The 19,703-nt window shown below is 35.6% G+C and carries 18 protein-coding genes and 1 tRNA gene; 14 read left to right on the forward strand and 5 right to left on the reverse strand.

The features are described 5' to 3' along the window. Positions 1 to 64 precede the first annotated feature (64 nt). From trmB to E9099_RS08660, 7 genes are all read left to right on the forward strand, one after another. A complete protein-coding gene (gene trmB, locus E9099_RS08630; RefSeq protein WP_136583254.1) occupies positions 65 to 739 on the forward strand; it encodes a tRNA (guanosine(46)-N7)-methyltransferase TrmB in 675 nt (224 codons plus the stop codon). Positions 740 to 742: 3 nt separating this feature from the next. Further along, complete coding sequence (locus E9099_RS08635) at positions 743 to 1,372, forward strand: LysE family translocator (RefSeq protein WP_136583255.1); 630 nt, start codon at positions 743 to 745, stop codon at positions 1,370 to 1,372. A 4-nt stretch (positions 1,373 to 1,376) separates the two neighbouring features. Beyond that, a complete protein-coding gene (locus E9099_RS08640) occupies positions 1,377 to 1,706 on the forward strand; it encodes an MGMT family protein (protein WP_136583256.1) in 330 nt (109 codons plus the stop codon). A gap of 178 nt (positions 1,707 to 1,884) precedes the next feature. Then, a complete protein-coding gene (locus E9099_RS08645; RefSeq protein WP_101015480.1) occupies positions 1,885 to 3,024 on the forward strand; it encodes an Mrp/NBP35 family ATP-binding protein in 1,140 nt (379 codons plus the stop codon). Continuing rightward, positions 3,025 to 3,261, forward strand: a complete 237-nt coding sequence (locus tag E9099_RS08650) for a NifU family protein (protein ID WP_136583257.1) — start codon at positions 3,025 to 3,027, stop codon at positions 3,259 to 3,261. Between the two features lie 240 nt (positions 3,262 to 3,501). Beyond that, a complete protein-coding gene (locus tag E9099_RS08655; protein WP_136583258.1) occupies positions 3,502 to 4,554 on the forward strand; it encodes an NAD(P)/FAD-dependent oxidoreductase in 1,053 nt (350 codons plus the stop codon). A 390-nt stretch (positions 4,555 to 4,944) separates the two neighbouring features. Continuing rightward, on the forward strand, positions 4,945 to 5,277 hold the full coding sequence (locus E9099_RS08660; RefSeq protein WP_136583259.1) for a 2Fe-2S iron-sulfur cluster-binding protein: 333 nt from the start codon (positions 4,945 to 4,947) through the stop codon (positions 5,275 to 5,277). Between the two features lie 920 nt (positions 5,278 to 6,197). Here the strand turns inward: E9099_RS08660 and E9099_RS08665 are convergent. From E9099_RS08665 to E9099_RS08685, 5 genes are all read right to left on the reverse strand, one after another. Continuing rightward, positions 6,198 to 7,094: a metallophosphoesterase gene (locus tag E9099_RS08665; RefSeq protein ID WP_136583260.1), complete on the reverse strand. Its 897-nt coding sequence runs from the start codon at positions 7,092 to 7,094 to the stop codon at positions 6,198 to 6,200. Positions 7,095 to 7,166: 72 nt separating this feature from the next. Beyond that, positions 7,167 to 8,345 (reverse strand): acyl-CoA dehydrogenase family protein, encoded by a 1,179-nt coding sequence (locus E9099_RS08670; RefSeq protein WP_136583261.1) that lies wholly within the window; start codon positions 8,343 to 8,345, stop codon positions 7,167 to 7,169. Positions 8,346 to 8,933: 588 nt separating this feature from the next. Then, entirely contained in the window at positions 8,934 to 9,647 is a 714-nt protein-coding gene (locus E9099_RS08675) for a tRNA1(Val) (adenine(37)-N6)-methyltransferase (protein WP_136583262.1), read from the reverse strand. Positions 9,648 to 9,862: 215 nt separating this feature from the next. After that, the gene (rimM, locus tag E9099_RS08680) at positions 9,863 to 10,393 is read right to left on the reverse strand and encodes a ribosome maturation factor RimM (RefSeq protein ID WP_101020793.1); all 531 of its coding nucleotides are present in this window, start codon (positions 10,391 to 10,393) and stop codon (positions 9,863 to 9,865) included. A gap of 68 nt (positions 10,394 to 10,461) precedes the next feature. Further along, positions 10,462 to 10,965, reverse strand: coding sequence for a 30S ribosomal protein S16 (locus E9099_RS08685; protein ID WP_136583263.1), 504 nt, complete (start codon positions 10,963 to 10,965; stop codon positions 10,462 to 10,464). Positions 10,966 to 11,111: 146 nt separating this feature from the next. Between E9099_RS08685 and E9099_RS08690 the strand changes: the two genes are divergently transcribed. The 7 genes from E9099_RS08690 (at position 11,112) to E9099_RS08720 (ending at position 19,347) form a co-directional block, all read left to right on the forward strand. Continuing rightward, positions 11,112 to 11,810 (forward strand): DUF6252 family protein, encoded by a 699-nt coding sequence (locus tag E9099_RS08690; protein ID WP_136583264.1) that lies wholly within the window; start codon positions 11,112 to 11,114, stop codon positions 11,808 to 11,810. A 199-nt stretch (positions 11,811 to 12,009) separates the two neighbouring features. Next, positions 12,010 to 12,459: a ferritin-like domain-containing protein gene (locus tag E9099_RS08695; protein WP_136583265.1), complete on the forward strand. Its 450-nt coding sequence runs from the start codon at positions 12,010 to 12,012 to the stop codon at positions 12,457 to 12,459. A 148-nt stretch (positions 12,460 to 12,607) separates the two neighbouring features. Next, positions 12,608 to 16,999: a DNA polymerase III subunit alpha gene (dnaE, locus tag E9099_RS08700; RefSeq protein ID WP_136583266.1), complete on the forward strand. Its 4,392-nt coding sequence runs from the start codon at positions 12,608 to 12,610 to the stop codon at positions 16,997 to 16,999. Between the two features lie 198 nt (positions 17,000 to 17,197). Then, positions 17,198 to 17,515, forward strand: a complete 318-nt coding sequence (gene trxA, locus E9099_RS08705) for a thioredoxin (RefSeq protein WP_101015469.1) — start codon at positions 17,198 to 17,200, stop codon at positions 17,513 to 17,515. Between the two features lie 207 nt (positions 17,516 to 17,722). Next, positions 17,723 to 18,268 (forward strand): ClpP family protease, encoded by a 546-nt coding sequence (locus tag E9099_RS08710; RefSeq protein ID WP_101015468.1) that lies wholly within the window; start codon positions 17,723 to 17,725, stop codon positions 18,266 to 18,268. Then, positions 18,268 to 19,197 (forward strand): DUF58 domain-containing protein, encoded by a 930-nt coding sequence (locus E9099_RS08715; protein ID WP_136583267.1) that lies wholly within the window; start codon positions 18,268 to 18,270, stop codon positions 19,195 to 19,197. Before E9099_RS08710 ends, E9099_RS08715 begins: the two co-directional genes overlap by 1 nt. A 76-nt stretch (positions 19,198 to 19,273) precedes the next feature. Continuing rightward, a tRNA-Asp gene (locus E9099_RS08720) sits at positions 19,274 to 19,347 on the forward strand. Positions 19,348 to 19,703: the final 356 nt, after the last annotated feature.

Consider the following 19,703-nt stretch of genomic DNA (forward strand, 5'->3'; position numbering starts at 1 on the left):
AATCATAAACCTACTTAACTATATTTCCTTAATTTTACGCCAGAAACAACAAATAGTTAAGAACGTGGGGAGTAAGAATAAGCAAAAAAGATTTAGAGAGAATGAAACCTTTGATAATGTGTTTCAGCCATCTAGAAGCCAATTAGTGGACGAGGTTTACGAGCATAAAGGACATTGGAATAAAAACGTCTTTAAAAACGACAACCCATTAGTACTAGAGTTAGGTTGTGGTAAAGGAGAGTACAGTGTTGCTTTGGGTAAAAAATATCCGAATAAAAATTTTATAGGTATAGATATTAAAGGAGCGCGTTTTTGGAGAGGAGCCAAAACTGCAACAGAAGATGGTATGCCAAACGTTGCTTTTATCCGTACTCAAATTGAGTTGGTAGAATCTGTTTTTGCAGAAAATGAAGTTGACGAAATCTGGATAACATTTCCGGATCCACAAATAAAATACAAGCGTACCAAACACAGAATGACAAATTCTACGTTTTTAAAACGTTACAAAAATATTTTAAAGCCTGATGGAATCATGAATCTTAAAACGGACTCCGAGTTTATGCACGGGTATACCTTAGGGCTATTGCATGGTGAAGGTCATGAGGTTTTGCAGTCTAATAATGACGTGTATAGACAAGAAGGGAGTCCGGAAGACGTGACAGCTATCCAAACACATTACGAGAGTATCTATTTGGAACAAAACAAACCAATTACGTATATTCGATTCAAAATTAACTAACTATTGAATTTAACAATTACTTTTTTTACAAGCCTACTAATTGCTTTAGTTGGAGTAATCCCTCCGGGACTTCTCAACATGACTGCTGCAAAAATCAGTATAAAGGAAGGCTATAGTCGTGGTTTAGTATTTTCTTTAGGCGTTTGCATCATCGTGATTGTGCAAACACTAATAGCGGTTATTTTTGCGCGTTATTTAAGTAAGCATCCAGAGACCGTTCAAATATTACAGCGTGTCGCTTTTGTTTTGTTTGTTTTGATAACGGTTTACTTTTTTCTTTTGGCAAAAAAAGAAGCTAAACCAGAAAAAGAACGCGAAAGAAAAAGCAAACGAAGTCAGTTTTTTTATGGGATGTTTCTATCAGCTTTAAACGTGTTTCCTATTCCTTATCAGGCATATATGAGTGTTACATTGGCTAGCTTGGGTTTAATAACATTGGATAATGTTAATGTCGCAACTTATGTGGCAGGAGCTGCTATAGGCACATTTATAATGCTTTATTTGTATGTGTTTTTCTTGAAGAAAATTAAAAACGAAAAATTAAAGTCGCAAAAAAACATGAACTATATTATTGGTTCTATTACAGGAGTGATCGCAATTATTACTTTTATAAATATTGCCAAAGACTTTTAATTCGATGAAGCCAGAAACGCTTAATTTTTTTGAGAAAGTGTACGAAGTGGCTAAGCAGATTCCATATGGTCGTGTGACCAGTTATGGTGCTATTGCTAATTATTTAGGGGCCAATCGTGGTGCCAGAATGGTTGGGTATGCCATGAATGGTTCTCATAATAAAGAGGTTCCCGCACACCGCGTAGTAAATCGCAAAGGCTTGCTAACTGGAAAACATCATTTTGATGGGACTAATTTAATGCAGCAATTATTAGAGAGTGAGGGTGTTGAGGTTATTGATAACCAAATACAAAATTTGGATACAGTCTTTTGGAATCCTTCAGAGTTGTTATAAATTCCAACTATCGCACCATAAAAAAACAACAAACCAACCACTTTATCTTTCAAGCTTTATGTAGTATCTTTGCACTTTAGAATCATTCTGAATTAGTTAATAATTACCAAGAGTTGGTTTTGAGAGTCGGACAACAGTCTAATTTCTCCATTCTAATCTCTTTTTTTCTAGCAAAAAAATGAAATTAAACAAGCAAGATATACTTAAAGCCTTAGAAACTATAACCGTTCCTGGAGAAGGTCAAAATATGGTCGAAAGCGGAGCAATAACAAACGTTGTCACTTTTGCAGACGAGGTTATTGTAGACATTACAATAAAAAACCCAGCGCTTCAAGCACGTAAAAAGACGGAAGTAGAAATTCTACAAGCCATCCATAAAAACGTATACGAAAAAGCTAAAATTAAAATAAACGTTACAGTGGACGCACCAGAAAAGTCAGCACCTAATGTTATCAAAGGAAAACATATTCCGGGTATCAAAAATATTGTAGCTGTAGCTTCAGGAAAAGGAGGTGTAGGTAAATCTACAGTAACTGCAAACCTAGCGGTTACATTAGCAAAAATGGGCTTTAAAGTAGGTGTTTTAGACGCTGATATTTATGGGCCATCAATGCCAATTATGTTTGATGTGGCATCAGAACGTCCATTATCAACAACAGTAGACGGTAAATCAAAAATGAAACCTGTAGAAAACTACGGGGTTAAAATATTATCTATCGGGTTTTTTACAAAACCAGATCAAGCAGTCGTTTGGAGAGGGCCAATGGCAGCCAAAGCATTAAATCAAATGATTTTTGATGCGGCTTGGGGCGAGTTGGATTTCCTATTATTGGACTTACCTCCAGGAACAGGAGATATCCATTTAAGTATTATGCAATCACTACCAATCACAGGCGCAGTGATTGTAAGTACACCACAAACAGTAGCCTTAGCAGATGCTAAAAAAGGAGTGGCAATGTTCCAACAAGACAGTATTAACGTACCCGTTTTAGGAATTATAGAAAACATGGCTTACTTTACACCCGCAGAATTACCAGATAACAAATATTATATCTTTGGTAAAGAAGGTGCAAAACACTTAGCAGAAGACTTACAAGTCCCATTGTTAGGAGAGCTACCATTAGTACAAAGTATTCGTGAGGCAGGAGATGTTGGTCGTCCAGCAGCAATGCAAACCGGAACACCTCTAGAAAAAGCGTTCGAAAAAATTACGCAAAACGTAGTGCAACAAGTTGTTGATCGTAACGATAATTTACCAGCTACCGAAGCTATCAAAATAACCACTATGGCAGGATGTTCTGCAGTTAATAAAAAATAAATGACAACAGAAGAGCTAAGACTAAATGTAGAAAAAGCGTTAGAAGAAATTCGTCCTTTTTTACAAAGTGATGGTGGAGATATCACCCTTTTATCGATAGAAAATAACGAAGTAAAAGTGCAGTTAGAAGGCGCGTGTACCTCATGTAGTGTCAATCAAATGACGTTAAAGTCAGGTGTAGAAATGACCATCAAAAAATATGCACCGCAGATAGAGCGTGTCATTAACGTAGGGTAAAAAATAGTTTGGGCGTTACCACAAGGGTTGGGCTCTCACTACTAGTACTATGCGAGGTGCTCAAACAGTGAGCTTGTACTGAGCGTAGTCGAAGTATTACATCCCTAACGCGAGACTAAAAGCTAACAAAAGTCATAAAATTAGACAAACGCTTCGTGTACCTTTGTTTAGTCAAAGTAATAAGCAACGTTTAAAAAGTCAATAGCCAAAAGCTAAAGACCATTATCAAAAAGTTATAGAATGATTAAAACAGACATACTAATAATAGGCGCAGGACCAACAGGTCTTTTCGCAGTGTTTGAAGCAGGATTATTAAAACTTAAATGTCATTTAATAGACGCATTACCGCAACAAGGGGGGCAATGTTCAGAGTTATATCCAAAAAAACCTATTTATGATATTCCTGCATATCCAGAAATTTTAGCGGGTGATTTAACGCGTAAATTAATGGAGCAATGCAAGCAATTTGAACCTGGATTTACTCTGGGAGAGCGTGCAGAGACAATAGAGAAACAAGACGACGGATCGTTTATAGTTACTACAAATAAAGGCACACAACACCAAGCGCCAGTAGTAGCAATTGCAGGTGGACTAGGGAGTTTTGAACCTCGTAAACCTAAAATTGATAACCTATCGGATTATGAAGATCATGGTGTCGAGTATATTATAAAAGAGCCAGAATTTTACCGCGATAAAAAAGTAGTTATTGCGGGTGGAGGAGATTCGGCATTAGACTGGAGTATTTTCCTAAGTGATATCGCGTCAGAAGTTACTTTAATACACAGACGTAATGAGTTTAGAGGTCATTTAGATTCTGTAGAAAAAGTACAAGAACTTAAAAATGCCGGTAAAATTAATCTAATTACACCTGCTGAGGTTGTTGGAGTAGAGGGTAATGGTAAAGTGGAAGCAATTGTCATTAAGCAAGGAGAAGAGACGTTTACAAAACCATGCGATCATTTTGTTCCACTATTTGGTTTATCTCCAAAATTAGGACCAATAGCAGATTGGGGATTAGAGATAGAAAAAAATGCTATTAAAGTTAATAATGCCTTAGACTATCAAACTAACATACCAGGTATTTACGCTATTGGAGATGTTAATACGTATCCAGGGAAATTAAAATTAATCCTTTGTGGATTTCATGAAGCGACATTAATGTGTCAGTCAGCCTATCAAATAATTAACCCAGGAAAACGCTACGTATTAAAATATACAACCGTAAGTGGTGTCGATGGATTTGACGGAACACGTAAAGAAGCACCAAAAGCAGTTGTAAAAGCAATTGATTAAAGTAATGCTAAGATTTTTAAAATCGAAAATATAAAGACTTGGACCTCATGGATTTTAAAATCAATGAGGTTTTTTTTTATATCAAAAAAGGCATTAAATTTGATATGTGGTTGGTAATATAATATTAGCAAAAATCAAATATCACCCTGAGGACAGTCGAAGGGTCGTAAAGTAATAAAACACAATTGTAACACTACGTCATCCTGAACTTTTTTCAGGATCACACAAGTAAATTGATATAAATACAATAGTAACAATCAAACGTCATCCTGAACTTGTTTCAGGATCACACAAGTAAAAAAGTTGAGTAACGTTATCCTAAAAAGATAGCGCAATTACACAACAAATAATTAAAGAAAAGTAACAATAGCCTCAGTAAAAAGCTAAATAATGGAACAAGATATAAACATAAAAATAACAGACAGAGACGGTGTCACACACGAGATTTTAGCACCAACAGACATGGCTATGAATTTAATGGAAGTCGTGCGTAGTTACGAGCTTGCTCCAGAAGGGACTATCGGAATCTGTGGCGGTATGGCAATGTGTGCTAGTTGTCAATGTTATGTGTTAAGTGATACAATGCTTCCGGAAATGCAAGATGATGAAGAAGCTATGCTTAGCGAAGCATTTGATGTAAAAGACAATTCAAGATTGGGATGTCAAATTCAAATGACACCAGAAATGGAAGGTTTGGAAGTGGAGTTGGCGCCAGAATCTTAAATTATAAAATTGCTGTGTAAGTAGGGTTTTATTATAAGTATAGCGTAGGGATTTAAACTTCTAGTCAGTTAAAAACTGCTTCGCGTTTTATGCAAACCCTCCGCTTTTGGTTGCGCCAAAACCACTTCCCCTTAACTAAAGTGAGGAATTTTTGTTAGGTGATTATTCTGTTATTCAGGAGTTTTTGTTGCTGTAGTTCTGATGTAATTCAAAGTAACTCGTCATTGCGAACACAGTGAAGCAATCTGTTTTCTCGCAAACTCTTATTCCTATAAAAACTGCTTCACGTTTTATGCAAACCCTCCGCTTTTAGTTGCACAAAAACCACCGCCCTTTAACTAAAGTGAGGAGTATTTGCTAGGTGATTATTCTGTTATTCAAGAGTATTTGTTGCTGTAGTTCTGATATAATTCAAAGTAACTCGTTATTGCGAACATAGTGAATCAATCTGTTTTCTCGCATACTCTCAATCCTATAAAAACTGCTTCGCGTTTTATGCAAACCCTCCGCTTTCGGTATTACCGAAACCACTTCCCTTTAACAAAAATGAGGAATATTTGCTAGGTGATTATTCTGTTATTTAAGGGTTTTTGTTGCTGTAGTTCTGATGTCATTAATAGTGCAGCGAAAAATCTAAGACTAGCATAAAAACGGCTATTCAAAATTACTATTTCAAAACACTATAACCATCACAATCAAGCTAAACCTATATATCAAGCAAAAAAAAGTAAATCACCATACAAATCACGATGCGATGTAGCTCCTCTCTTTAGTAAAAGAGAGGTGATTTTTTTGAGAAAAAAATCGGAGAGTTTGCTAAAAACGCGAAGCAGTTTTAAATACTATAGAAAAGATAATATACAATCTAAAACTAGCATTCAAAACCGTAGTTATAAACATAAAAAATAGAGACCAAAAATCTAACTCCTATAATCTACCAAACGTCGTGGACCTTCCAAAAGCACACGTACAATTTGCAAAGTACCATCCTCTTTAGTTGCAATTTGCCACTTAATTAGTGAGATAGCACCATTTTCAATCTCAATACCAGTAATACATCGTGGGTGAACACAACTACCATCATTAAAAAAGGCCACATCGCCAGGTTCTGGGAAACGTGGTCTATGGGTATGGCCAACAATAGTAATGAGGTTATTGTTTGCGGTAATCCATTTTTTAGTACGACGTTCTACTTTTATGAGTTCGGTGTAATTTTTAGCAGGACTTGTTGGATCGGCAATACCCATAACATTTAAAGGTTTCCAAAGCACACGGACCATAAATCTGCTCCATTTCCAGAAAGTGTAATTCCACCAATCGGCTTGATGACCATGCGTTAAAAATACTTCTTGTTTGGTATCTTTATGTTTTAAAACAATCGCTTCGTTATAAGACAGGTCTTTAAAAAGCTCGACATCTTTACCTACTTTAGGATCAAAAAAAGAAGATAGATTTTTCTTAACATATTCAGGATTTCTATAAACCATATCATGGTTCCCCCAAATCATATGCAAACGCTGTCTTTGATGAAACTGTTTCATAAGCATATACACGTTTTTATGAGCATTTAATATGGCATTAAACGATATGTTTTCCCAAAGCTCATCACCATCGCCAAGTTCGGCATAATCAAAATCCTTAACATAGTAGTGTTTTAGAGCGTGGTAATAGATGTTTCTGTTATTAGAAAAATCATCTGCAAAACTATTATCACCACGATGGCAATCGCTAAATAGTATAAATTTAGACGTGTCATCAAAGTCTAAAACTTTAGCTTGTTGGTAGGCGCGATCTAATTTCTTTTTTCCTGAAAACATATAAGTAAAAATAACACAAAAAAAATGCACATCAAATAGACGTGCATTTTTATAATATTTTAATTATCAGTACTATTTAAAAGCGTTTAAGCCTGTAACATCTAATCCTGTAATTAGTAAGTGGATGTCATGTGTCCCTTCATAAGTAACAACACTTTCTAAATTCATCATATGTCTCATAATGCTGTATTCGCCACTAATTCCCATTCCGCCTAACATTTGTCTAGCATCACGAGCAATAGTTAACGCCATATCTACATTATTACGTTTCGCCATAGAAATTTGCGCAGAGGTTGCTGTTCCGTTTTCACGCATCACACCAAGTCTCCAAGCTAATAATTGAGCTTTAGTAATTTCGGTAATCATTTCAGCTAGTTTCTTTTGTTGTAATTGAAACTGTCCGATTGGCTTACCAAATTGGATGCGTTCTTTACAGTATCTTAAAGCGGTATCATAACAATCCATTGCTGCTCCAATTGCACCCCAAGCAATACCAAAACGTGCCGAATCTAAGCAACCTAATGGTGCGCCTAATCCAGATTTGTTAGGTAATAAGTTTTCTTTTGGGACTTTAACATTATCAAAAATAAGCTCGCCTGTTGCAGAGGCACGAAGTGACCATTTGTTATGTGTTTCTGGTGTTGTAAACCCTTCCATGCCACGCTCTACAATTAAACCGTGAATACGACCTTCTTCATTTTTTGCCCAAACGACAGCAATATTACAAAAAGGCGAATTTGAGATCCACATTTTCGCACCATTTAAAAGATAATGGTCACCCATATCTTTAAAGTTAGTGGTCATTCCGCTTGGATTACTTCCGTGGTCTGGCTCAGTCAAACCAAAACTACCAATCCATTCGCCACTAGCTAACTTTGGTAAGTATTTTTGACGTTGTGCTTCGTTACCATATTTCCAGATAGGATACATCACTAAAGAGGATTGTACAGATGCTGTACTACGTACTCCAGAATCTCCACGCTCTATTTCTTGCATGATTAATCCGTAACCAATTTGGTCTAATCCAGCACCGCCATATTCCACAGGAATATAAGGTCCAAAAGCACCAATATCTGCTAATCCTTTTACGATTTGTTTTGGGAATTCAGCTTTTTGAGCATATTCTTCTATTATCGGAGAGACGTCACGCTTTACCCATTCACGAGCAGCATCACGTACTAATTTATGTTCTTCAGTTAAAAGTTCGTCAAGATTATAGTAATCTGGAGCTTCAAATAAATCTGGTTTCATTTTAGTCTGTGTTATAAATAAACCGTTAATGTAGCTTATTGTTCCTAACAAAAATAACGAAATCGTTTGCAGAACACAATATTATATTAAAAATTAAGGTATTTTTTTACGAATCCTTTTGTTTACGCGTAAATAATAACATATTTAGCATTTTAGAACAAAGTCTAATAGTTCCAAAAATGTCATCCTGAGCGCAGTCGAAGGGTCTCTCTCGAAACACCAAACACAATGGCTGCAAGCAAATTTACACAAGCTGCGTCATCCTGAATTCATTTCAGGACCTCATGATAAATCATAAAATAATTTTATTATAATTCTAAATTCCTAGGAAAAGCAATGTCATCCTGAGCGCAGTCGAAGGATTTATAAGTACTAAATCAAACTATATTTTGAGATTAAATTTTTTGGGATATGTTGTGTGTTACCTTACCCATCATCAAAAAGAAAAGACAATAGTAAATTAGTACATATAATATCACCCACGCTGCGCCATCCTGAACTTGTTTCAAGAACTCATCTTGATCTGAAAAAAGTGTATTACAATGTCATCCGAAGCCCAGTCGAAAGGCTTATAAACATATAAATCAACTACATTTTAAGATAAAAATCTTTGGTCAAGTTAATGTAATCGTCCGTGTATTGGTGTCGTGCAGTTTCAATAATCAAAGTATCTATTTTTATATCGCTTTCGCGGAAAGAAAATGCGAGTAAACTTCTCTTGATTTCCGAAGTGTCAGATCCTTTAACATGCAAGATCTTATTAGGGAATAACTTAACTTCTGAAGCTAAATTTATAAAGTTAACTTCCTCTTTAAAAGGAATAACAACAGAAAATATGCCATCTTTAGAGAGTAGTTTGGAAACACTATCTACTAAATGATCAAAGGGAAGGGCGTCCGTAAAACGTGCTAGATCTCGTTGGTCATTGTTGGTTTTATAGTCTTCAGAATAAAAAGGAGGATTAGAAATAATAAGTTCGTATTTATCTTCAATTTCTTCTACAAATTCTGCTAAATCCGCATGATAACAAAATAAACGGTCTGCCCAAGGGGAGGTTTCAAAATTATCCACACATTGCTCGTAAGCCTGTTCGTCAATTTCTAAAGCATCAATAACTCCTGCGTTACTTCGTTGTGCTAGCATTAAAGACAAGACGCCTGTTCCTGCGCCAATATCTAAAACAGCAAAAGGATTGGTGTCTAACGGGGTCCAAGCACCAAGCAAAACACTATCTGTGCCAATTTTCATGGCGCATTGGTCTTGTTGGACGGTAAATTCTTTAAATTGAAAAGGCTTACTCATATTATGTCCTCCTGAATGTATTGCAGGATTTAATTATTTCGGGCTGTGATGCTGAAATAAAATCAGCATGACGTGGGTTATTATTCTAGTTATAAGTCAATTATTGCTTCAAGAACACCAATAAATATAGTTTACTACCATTACGTCATCCTGAACTAGTTTCAGGATCTCATTATTTTGGCTGAAATACTGATGTGAATTCAGCATGATGCGGGTTATTCTTCTAGATATAAATCGATTAGACCTTCTGGGGTTTCAACAAAAATAGTCTTATTAGGTTTGTCGACTTTAGAAATAAACTGATCATTCATCGGAATTAAAATTTCTATACCATCGCGATCAATTTCGAATAAAGATTGAGCAGTACTGTCGTTTACAGCTTTTATAATTCCAACCGTTCCAAAGTTTTTATCTTCCACAGTAAAGCCGATAATTTCATGAAAGTAAAATTTATCATCCTCTAATTCCGGAAGTGCCGCTAAGGGTAAATAAATTTTGCTTTTTATTAAGCTATCTGCATCTGCTTCGGTCTCTACATCTTCAAATTTTACACGAAGTAATTCTGATTTATGTAATTGAGAACTTTCTACGAAAAAAGGAACAAGTGATCCTCTTAAATCCACTAACATCGAATCAAGGTTTTCGTATAAGCCAGGTTCGTCCGTGTCTAACTTAATAAGCAATTCGCCTTTAAAGCTATATTTTTTAACAATTTTACCTAAAAAGAAACAATCTTTAATATCCATAAGAAAAGTTTTTTGCATAAAAAACTCCGATAAAAATTATCGGAGTTTAAAAGTATAAAAAATAATTTTTATTCTTCTTCTTCGTTAGAAGCTTTTGCTTCTTCAGCAGGAGCCTCTTCTACAACTGGAGCGTTAGCTGCAATTCTAGCTTCATTAGCTGCTTTTTCTGCTTCAAAAGCTTTGGCTTTAGCATCAGCTTCCGCTTTAGATAAACCATCTTTTTTAGCATCTACTTTAGTTGCTTTTTCTTCTAACCAAGCTGTAAACTTTGCTTCAGCTTGCTCTTCTGTTAAAGCACCTTTTCTTACTCCTCCTGCTAAATGGTTTTTAAGCATTGCTCCTTTGTAAGACAAAATAGCTTTTGCTGTATCAGTTGGTTGTGCACCATTCTGTAACCATTGTACTGCTCCATCAACATCTAATTCGATAGTTGCAGGGTTTGTGTTTGGATTGTAAGCACCTAATTTTTCTAGGTATTTACCATCTCTTTTTGCTCTAGCATCAGCTGCTACGATCCAGTAATAAGGTTTTCCTTTTTTACCGTGTCTTTGTAATCTAATTTTTACTGGCATATGTAATTAATTTGCGAGGTTCGCGACCTCTATTATTAATAAGTCTGCAAAGATAGTATAATTTTTTAATTTTCAAGTTTTTAAAGGAAATCTACGTTATAAATTAAATTATTATATTTTTGATGTTGTAACTAACTAATTAACGAATGAAAAAAATAACATACCTGCTAGTCCTTGCATTGGGTCTGTGTTCCTGTACAGATGATTTGGTATTTAATACGCCTGCCTTTATTGGTTATCATAATTCACAATTGTGGGAAGCTAGTAGTTTTAGAGCAAATGTGGATACGTCTGGAGATCTTACAATAACGGGAGTTAGAGGTGCTGAAACTGTAAGCCTTAAAACAGATAACACTTTAGAAAAAACTTATTTATTGGGGAACACGGTGTCTTCAGTGGTTTTTGAAGGAGCATCGGGTAAGGTTTATAGTACTAATAATATTCCCAATCCAGAAGTGCAAATATACCCATCGGAAGGAAGTATTGTGTTAGCTGAGTACAATCTAATAGAGAGAACAGTTTCTGGAACATTTACTTTTACAGCTTACGATACTGAAGGATTAGAAACGGAGAATTTTAATAGAGGCCATTTTCATAATGTGCCTATTACAAATATTGCAGTGGTTAATAATAATGATACGGAGGTTAATGTAGCTTGTCAAAATGCCACAGCGGTGGTTGTTACAACTAAAGTTAATTTAAATAGTGTGGATCCGACAGGAGTACAATACACCGATTTTTGTAATGCTTATAAAACAGCACTTCAGGTTAATAAGCAAGTGTGTGGAGATACAGATGGTTCTATACAAGACTTAATTGACGGGTTGGGAGATTGCACTAACTAAACAAAACCTAAATATATTTTTAACAAAAAAAAGCCAGCACATTTGTGTTGGCTTTTTTTTGTTAAATACTCTTAAGGCTATCATAAACCCTGTTAAAACCTATGGTGACGGCTGTTGTTTGTTGTATATTGAAAGGGAAGATGAGAAACAATACACATCTATAAAGAAGGTTATTGGAATTTAAAATGATAGAGATAAAATGAATTACAGAGAAGAAATTTCAAAAAAGTTAAATGAATTATTAGTGAAAAATTATGATGCTGAAAAAGGGTATCTTAATGCTATTGATAATGTAGAAAGCAACGAATTAAAATTATTTTTCAAAAGGCGTGCGTCTGAACGCAGTCAGTTTGCTAAAGAGTTAAGAACAGAAATCTTGCAATATGGACAAATTCCGGAGGACTCAGGTAGTTTTAAGGGAACAATGCACAGAAATTGGATGAGCTTAAAATCAGTATTTTCTTCAAATAATGAAGAAGCCATTTTAGAAGAAGCTATAAAAGGAGAGGAAGCAAGTTTGGAAGAATACGATACATTGTTGAAAGAAAATAATTTACCACCAACTATTGATAATTTAATTGCAAAGCATAGACATGCTATTCAAGCAGCCATTAATACAGAAAAAGTACATGAAGAATTAGTGTCCTAATATCGTGTATTAGAGACTCTAAAAAGCCAGTGTTTACGCACTGGCTTTTTTTGTTTACAACTGTTTGTGATTTCACTTTAAATAAAAATTAATTCTACGTACTTTTATAGGCTCGTATTTTTGAGCAAAACCCTCTAAGAACATTGACATGTATTTAATATTTGATACCGAAACCACCGGATTACCTAAACGTTGGGATGCACCTATTACTGATACCGATAATTGGCCTAGATGTATCCAAATTGCTTGGCAATTGCATGACGAGATGGGTAATTGTGTGGAGCATGAGGATTATTTAGTGCAACCGGACGGATTTAATATTCCGTATGATGCAGAGAAAATCCATGGTATTTCTACAGAATTAGCACAGCAGCAAGGAGTCCCTTTAGCAGACGTTTTAGAAAAGTTTAATACGGCATTAGGTAAAGCTAAATTTGTGGTGGGTCAGAATGTGAAATTTGACTTGAATATTATGGGTGCCGAGTTTGTGCGTGGAAATGTAGAGAATCCATTGCAAGAATTACCGGTTTTAGATACGTGTACGGAGCAGACTGCTGCTTTATGTGAATTACCTGGTGGACGTTATGGGCGTTTTAAATTACCAACGTTAACCGAGTTGCACCAGTTTTTGTTTGATAAACCTTTTGGAGAGGCGCACAACGCTACTGCCGATGTGGAGGCAACAACACGTTGTTTTTTAGAATTAATACGTTTAAAAAAATATACAAAAGAACAGTTAGATGTTGCTCCAGAATACTTTGAGCAATTTAATAAAGAGAATCCTCAAACGATTCAGTTAATAGGATTAAAGCATATTAACCTAAAACGGGAAAGTGCTAAAATCCAAGAAAAATTACAAAAGCAAGATACTAACGAGATTAGTACTGCGGAGATTAAAGAAAATATCAAGGATCTACAAACGGTAGACTTTGTGCATTTACATAACCACTCTCAGTTTTCTGTATTACAGTCAACAATGAGTGTTGCTGATTTGATTACAGTTGCTGCAGGGCATGGTATGCCTGCTGTGGCGTTAACAGATCATGCTAATATGATGGGGGCATTCCACTTTGTAAATGCTGCTAATAAACATAATAAAGCTGCAAAAGCTAAAATTGAAGAAGCCGCAGCTGCTGGAACCACAACAACTGCAAAAGAAATAAAGCCAATTATTGGTTGTGAGTTTTTTGTTTGTGAGGATCACACGGACAAAACCAGAAAAGACAACGGGTATCAAATTGTTTTAATTGCAAAAAACAAAAATGGATATCACAACCTTGCAAAATTATCGTCTCATGCTTATGTTAATGGGTTTTATTATATACCAAGGATAGATAAAAAACTTATTGAGGAGTATAAAGAAGACTTGATTTGTTTAACAGGAAACTTGTATGGAGAGGTTCCAAGTAAGATTTTAAATGTTGGAGAAAATCAGGCAGAAGAAGCGTTAATTTGGTGGAAAGAAACATTTGGTGATGATTTGTATGTAGAACTGATGCGACACGATCAGGAAGATGAAAACCGTGTTAACCCTGTTTTAATAAAATTAGCAAGACAACATGATGTTAAGTTAATAGCGTCTAACAATACCTATTATGCTAAGCAGAGTGATGCCAATGCGCATGATATTTTATTGTGTGTAAAAGAAGGTGAAAAACAAGCCACACCAATTGGTCGTGGTAGAGGGTATCGTTATGGATTGCCTAACCAAGAATACTACTTTAAATCTGGAGATCAGATGAAAAGTTTGTTTAAGGATGTGCCTGAATCCATTTCGAATATCCAAGAAGTGGTTGATAAGATTGAAGGGTATCAATTGGCTAGGGATGTATTATTGCCTGCGTTTGATATTCCGGAACAGTTTGCAAGTGAAGAGGATAAAGTTGATGGAGGAAAACGTGGGGAGAATGCCCTTTTAAGGCATTTAACTTATGTGGGTGCTAAAAAACGATATGGAGAAGAGTTGTCCGATGTTGTTATTGAACGATTGGATTTTGAGCTAAGCGTTATTGAGAAAACGGGGTATCCTGGATATTTCTTGATTGTAGAGGATTTTATACGCGAAGCTAGAAAAATGGACGTTTCTGTAGGTCCAGGGCGTGGATCGGCAGCAGGATCTGTAGTTGCCTATTGTTTATGGATTACCAATATTGATCCCTTATTGTATAACTTACTTTTTGAGCGTTTCCTGAATCCGGATCGTGTAAGTATGCCCGATATTGATATTGATTTTGATGACGAAGGCCGATCTCGTGTTATGGATTACGTTATCGAAAAGTATGGAAGTAGTCAAGTGGCGCAGATTATTACCTACGGTACTATGGCTGCAAAATCTTCGATTAGAGATACGGCACGTGTATTAGATTTACCTTTGTTTGATGCAGATAGGATTGCAAAACTGATTCCTACAATGTCTAAGTTGGGTAAGATTTTCGGTTTAACCGAAAAAGAATTAGGGCAAAAGTTTAGAGCTGAAGATTTAGAGAAAATTAACGAGCTTTTAAATATTTCGGATGGAAATGATTTGTCTGCCGAAACCGTAAATATTGCACGATCATTAGAAGGTTCTGTTCGAAACACAGGGATACATGCCTGTGGTGTAATTATTACGCCAGATGATATTACTAAGTTCGTACCAGTGGCTTTGGCAAAAGATTCAGATTTGTATGTCACACAGTTTGATAACTCTGTGGTGGAGGATGCAGGACTGTTAAAGATGGATTTCTTGGGTCTGAAAACGCTAACGCTTATTAAAGACACTGTAAAATTAGTTAAAGCTAAACATGATATATTATTAGATCCAGATAGTTTTCCTCTGGATGATGAAAAGACTTACGAGTTGTTTCAACGTGGAGAAACAGTTGGTGTATTTCAATATGAATCTCCTGGAATGCAGAAGCATTTAAAAGATCTTAAACCTACTGTTTTTGACGATTTAATTGCCATGAATGCACTGTACAGACCTGGTCCAATGGAATACATACCAAGTTTTGTACGTAGAAAGCATGGTGACGAGGATATTGAGTACGATTTACCAGCAATGGAAGAGTACTTAAAGGAAACCTACGGAATTACAGTATACCAAGAGCAGGTAATGCTACTGTCACAGTCTTTAGCAGATTTTACAAAGGGTGAAGCCGATGTACTGCGTAAGGCGATGGGTAAAAAGCAAATTGCGGTTTTGGATAAAATGAAACCAAAATTTATCGAGCAAGCCAGTGCTAAAGGGCATGATGCTAAAAAGCTTGAGAAAATTTGGAAGGATTGGGAAGCCTTTGCTAGTTACGCCTTTAACAAATCGCACTCGACGTGTTATGCGTGGATTGCTTATCAAACGGCGTATCTAAAGGCGCATTATCCAGCCGAATATATGGCTGCGGTATTGTCCAATAACATGAATGACATTAAACAGGTGACCTTTTTTATGGACGAGTGTAAGCGCATGAAACTACCGGTACTTGGACCAGATGTAAATGAATCTTATTATAAGTTTTCTGTAAACAAGGACAATGCGGTGCGTTTTGGTATGGGAGCCATAAAAGGAGTTGGGCATGGCGCTGTAATGACTATTGTTAATAATAGAGATGAAGATGGGCCATATACTTCGATATTTGATTTGTCAAAACGTATTGATTTACGTGCCGCTAACAAAAAGGCATTTGAAAATTTAGCATTAGCAGGTGGTTTTGATGAGTTGGGTGATACACATCGTGCGCAATACTTTTTTAAAGATGGAAGCGAATTAACCTTTTTAGAAAAGGCTATTAAATATGGTGCAAAGCATCAAGAAAATGAAAACTCGGCACAAGTCAGTATGTTTGGTGGTGATAGTGATGTGCAGATTGAAGAACCTGTGATTCCTGAATGTGAAACTTGGGGAACCATGGAAAAACTATCTCGAGAACGTGAGGTGGTTGGAGTTTATATTTCAGGACATCCTTTAGATGATTTTAGAACAGAGATGAAATCGTTTTGTAATGGAACCATTTCAGATTTTAATGACTTAAGCGCTCATGTTAATAAAGAAATTACTTTTGGAGGTGTTGTTACAGATGTGCAACATCGTGTGAGTAAGCAAGGTAAAGGTTGGGCAATGTTTACCATTGAAGATTATACAGATACGTTTGAATTTAGGGTTTTTGGTGAAGAGTATCTAAAACACCGTCCATTTTTATTACAAAACACATTTGTACACGTTAAGGCTTTTGTTAGAGAAGGTTGGGTAAATCGTGATACCGGTAAAAAGAGTGATCCAAGATTGCAATTTAATAGCTTTCAGTTATTGCACGATGTCATGGAGAAAAATGTTAGAAAAATCTCGATTCAATTAAATATTAAAGAGCTTGAAGCTGAAAAAATTAGATATCTAAAGGAGTTGATAGCAATGCATCCTGGTAATCATGCGCTTAACTTTTTGGTGTACGATAATAGAGATAAAATTAAATTAACCATGATTAGTCGAAAGCAAAAAATACAAGTGACCAATGAGTTGCTGAATGAATTGCAGGAGCAACAGATTCATTATTTGATTAATCAATAAAATCGAGTCGCTAACAACTTACTTTGTTTTGTAATATATTGAAAATAGTAGGTCTCTGGCGTTTGTTCCCTGTAAAAGGGATAAAGCAAACCAATGCTACAATAGGTAAAACAAATTGTTAGGTTGTAAGCTTTCGCATAATTTTTGACTAATATTGCATATTAACACGTAGTAAAACACAATTAAAAACATAATATTATGGCATTAGAAATCACAGATGCAAACTTCGAAGAAACAGTATTAAAAAGCGATAAGCCAGTAGTCGTTGACTTTTGGGCAGCTTGGTGTGGACCTTGTCGTATGGTTGGACCAATCATTGACGAGTTAAGTACTGAGTATGAAGGTAAGGCTATCGTAGGTAAAGTAGATGTAGACGCAAATCAAGAATTTGCAGCAAAATATGGTGTACGTAACATCCCAACGGTTTTAGTATTTCAAAATGGTGAAGTAGTAGGACGTCAAGTAGGTGTAGCACCAAAAACAGCTTATTCTGAAGCGTTAGACGCTTTATTATAGGTCAATTTTATTAAAGTATTGATAAAAGGTTTGCTGTAATGGCAAACCTTTTTTATTTTTAGACAACACTAGAAATAATTATTTTAAAGGTAAATTTACAAAATGGCTTTTTAGAATAAAATGGGCGCATCTATTTAATGGAAAGTTCTGTATTTTAGATGTAATTTTGAAAACACATAAAGTTTAAACGAATAAAAAAAACAGAAAATGAGTAAAACAATAAAAGTACAAGATGCTATTGATGCAAAATTGTTAGAAGAACGTAAAGTGTTTCTTTGGGGAGCAGTTGATGATAAAACAGCAAAGCATGTTATAGATCGCTTACTGTATCTAGATAGCTTAGAGACTAAGGATATTACATTGTATATTAATAGTCCAGGTGGATATGTGACGTCGGGATTTGCAATGTATGACTGTATTAAAGGTTTGAAAAGTGATGTGTCTACAGTTTGTACAGGTTTGGCTGCGTCTATGGGGTCTATTTTGTTATCTGTTGGAGCTAAAGGGAAACGTTTTATCCAACCGCATGCAAGAGTTATGATTCACCAGCCAAGTGGAGGTGCACGTGGGCAGGCTAGTGATATTGAGATTACGGCTCAAGAAATTGTGAAAACTAAAGAGTTAAGTGCGCATATCTTAGCGGATAATTGTGGTCAAACGTATGAGAAAGTAATGAAAGATTTTAATCGTGACCATTGGATGGGTGCAGATGAAAGTTTAGCTTATGGTATTGTTGACGGTATAGCGGAATAATGAAGTTACAAGACGAACTTAATAAAGCAGGCGGATTTAAAAACCTCGAACACTTAGCTAAGCAAGTGGTTGAGGGTTTTATATCCGGTATGCATAAAAGTCCGTTTCATGGCTTCTCTGCAGAATTTGCAGAGCATAAAATTTACAATCAAGGCGAAAGTACACGTCATATAGATTGGAAACTGTTTGCTAAAACAGATAAGCTGTATACTAAGCGTTATGATGACGAAACTAATTTGCGTTGTCATATTATTTTAGATAACAGCAGCTCAATGCACTATCCGCAACAAGATAGTTTTTCTATTGATAGTTTAAATAAGGTTGCTTTTTCGGCTTTAGCCTCTGCCTCCTTAATGCATATATTAAAAAAGCAACGCGATGCAGTAGGATTAAGTATATATAGTGATCAGTATGATTTTTATGCGCCTGAAAAAGGAAGTGAACGTCACCACCAGATGTTGATCCATAAATTGGAACAGGCAGTCAAATCAAAGCCTGTAAGCAAGCAAACGGAAACTTATGCCTATTTACACGAGATTGCAGAAAAGATTCACAGGCGCTCTTTAATCTTTGTTTTTACCGATATGTTTCAAACGACCACAGATGAGGTTAAATTATTTGAAGCATTAAGACATTTAAAACATAATAAACATGAGGTTGTTTTGTTTCATGTTTATGATAAAGCGAAAGAAATGAACTTTAATTTTAATAATAAGCCAAAAAGATTTATTGATATTGAAACTGGTGATTTTGTCAACTTATATGCGGAGCAGGTCAAGGAAAATTACGAAAAAGCAGTGTTTAATTATTTTGAAGAATTGAAAATGAAATGTTTACAGTATAAGATCAAGTATGTTGCTGCAGATGTTAACCAGCCGTTTGATGCTGTTTTAACGGGCTATATGGTGGCTCGAGAAAAATTTATTTAAAAAAAATAAAAAAAAAGTGTAAAAAAGTTTGGTACATCCATAAAGAAGACTATCTTTGCACTCGCAATAACGCAACGGTCTGGTAGTTCAGCTGGTTAGAATGTCGCCCTGTCACGGCGAAGGTCGCGGGTTCGAATCCCGTCCAGACCGCAAAAATTGCTAAAAGCTCCGATTTATCGGAGCTTTTTTTCGCAATAAAATTTAGTTGTGTTGTTTTGATGGATGTAGTAGTCCATCAAACTGGTAGAAGGCTAGTTAATAGCTTGAACCGATGGAAAGCTTTCCTTTTTTCTTTTAGAAAATTGGGATGCTTTTTTGTTTACAGACACTTGGTCTGTCTTATTTGCTTTATGCCGAGTAATTTGGTATATTTCCTTTTCGAAATGAAAGTGCCATCGGGCTTTAAAAATTTCCTATAATTTTATCTTTATACTACAGCTAATTAATTGTTTATTGGATAGTTTTTAGTGTAAGTGTTTGTTTTGTAGCATTCTAGTATTATTATC

It is taken from the genome of Psychroserpens sp. NJDZ02 (assembly GCF_004843725.1).
Taxonomy (GTDB): Bacteria; Bacteroidota; Bacteroidia; order Flavobacteriales; family Flavobacteriaceae; genus Olleya.

What these genes read in the sequence shown, in the direction of transcription:
- E9099_RS08645 (WP_101015480.1), top strand. Translation starts at nt 1,885, where the DNA reads ATGAAATTAAACAAGCAAGATATACTTAAAGCCTTAGAAACTATAACC.
- E9099_RS08710 (WP_101015468.1), top strand. Translation starts at nt 17,723, where the DNA reads ATGAGTAAAACAATAAAAGTACAAGATGCTATTGATGCAAAATTGTTA.
- E9099_RS08660 (WP_136583259.1), top strand. Translation starts at nt 4,945, where the DNA reads ATGGAACAAGATATAAACATAAAAATAACAGACAGAGACGGTGTCACA.
- E9099_RS08690 (WP_136583264.1), top strand. Translation starts at nt 11,112, where the DNA reads ATGAAAAAAATAACATACCTGCTAGTCCTTGCATTGGGTCTGTGTTCC.
- E9099_RS08665 (WP_136583260.1), bottom strand. Translation starts at nt 7,094, where the DNA reads ATGTTTTCAGGAAAAAAGAAATTAGATCGCGCCTACCAACAAGCTAAA.
- E9099_RS08650 (WP_136583257.1), top strand. Translation starts at nt 3,025, where the DNA reads ATGACAACAGAAGAGCTAAGACTAAATGTAGAAAAAGCGTTAGAAGAA.
- E9099_RS08685 (WP_136583263.1), bottom strand. Translation starts at nt 10,965, where the DNA reads ATGCCAGTAAAAATTAGATTACAAAGACACGGTAAAAAAGGAAAACCT.
- rimM (WP_101020793.1), bottom strand. Translation starts at nt 10,393, where the DNA reads ATGGATATTAAAGATTGTTTCTTTTTAGGTAAAATTGTTAAAAAATAT.
- E9099_RS08655 (WP_136583258.1), top strand. Translation starts at nt 3,502, where the DNA reads ATGATTAAAACAGACATACTAATAATAGGCGCAGGACCAACAGGTCTT.
- E9099_RS08715 (WP_136583267.1), top strand. Translation starts at nt 18,268, where the DNA reads ATGAAGTTACAAGACGAACTTAATAAAGCAGGCGGATTTAAAAACCTC.
- E9099_RS08670 (WP_136583261.1), bottom strand. Translation starts at nt 8,345, where the DNA reads ATGAAACCAGATTTATTTGAAGCTCCAGATTACTATAATCTTGACGAA.
- trxA (WP_101015469.1), top strand. Translation starts at nt 17,198, where the DNA reads ATGGCATTAGAAATCACAGATGCAAACTTCGAAGAAACAGTATTAAAA.
- E9099_RS08640 (WP_136583256.1), top strand. Translation starts at nt 1,377, where the DNA reads ATGAAGCCAGAAACGCTTAATTTTTTTGAGAAAGTGTACGAAGTGGCT.
- E9099_RS08675 (WP_136583262.1), bottom strand. Translation starts at nt 9,647, where the DNA reads ATGAGTAAGCCTTTTCAATTTAAAGAATTTACCGTCCAACAAGACCAA.
- dnaE (WP_136583266.1), top strand. Translation starts at nt 12,608, where the DNA reads ATGTATTTAATATTTGATACCGAAACCACCGGATTACCTAAACGTTGG.
- E9099_RS08695 (WP_136583265.1), top strand. Translation starts at nt 12,010, where the DNA reads ATGAATTACAGAGAAGAAATTTCAAAAAAGTTAAATGAATTATTAGTG.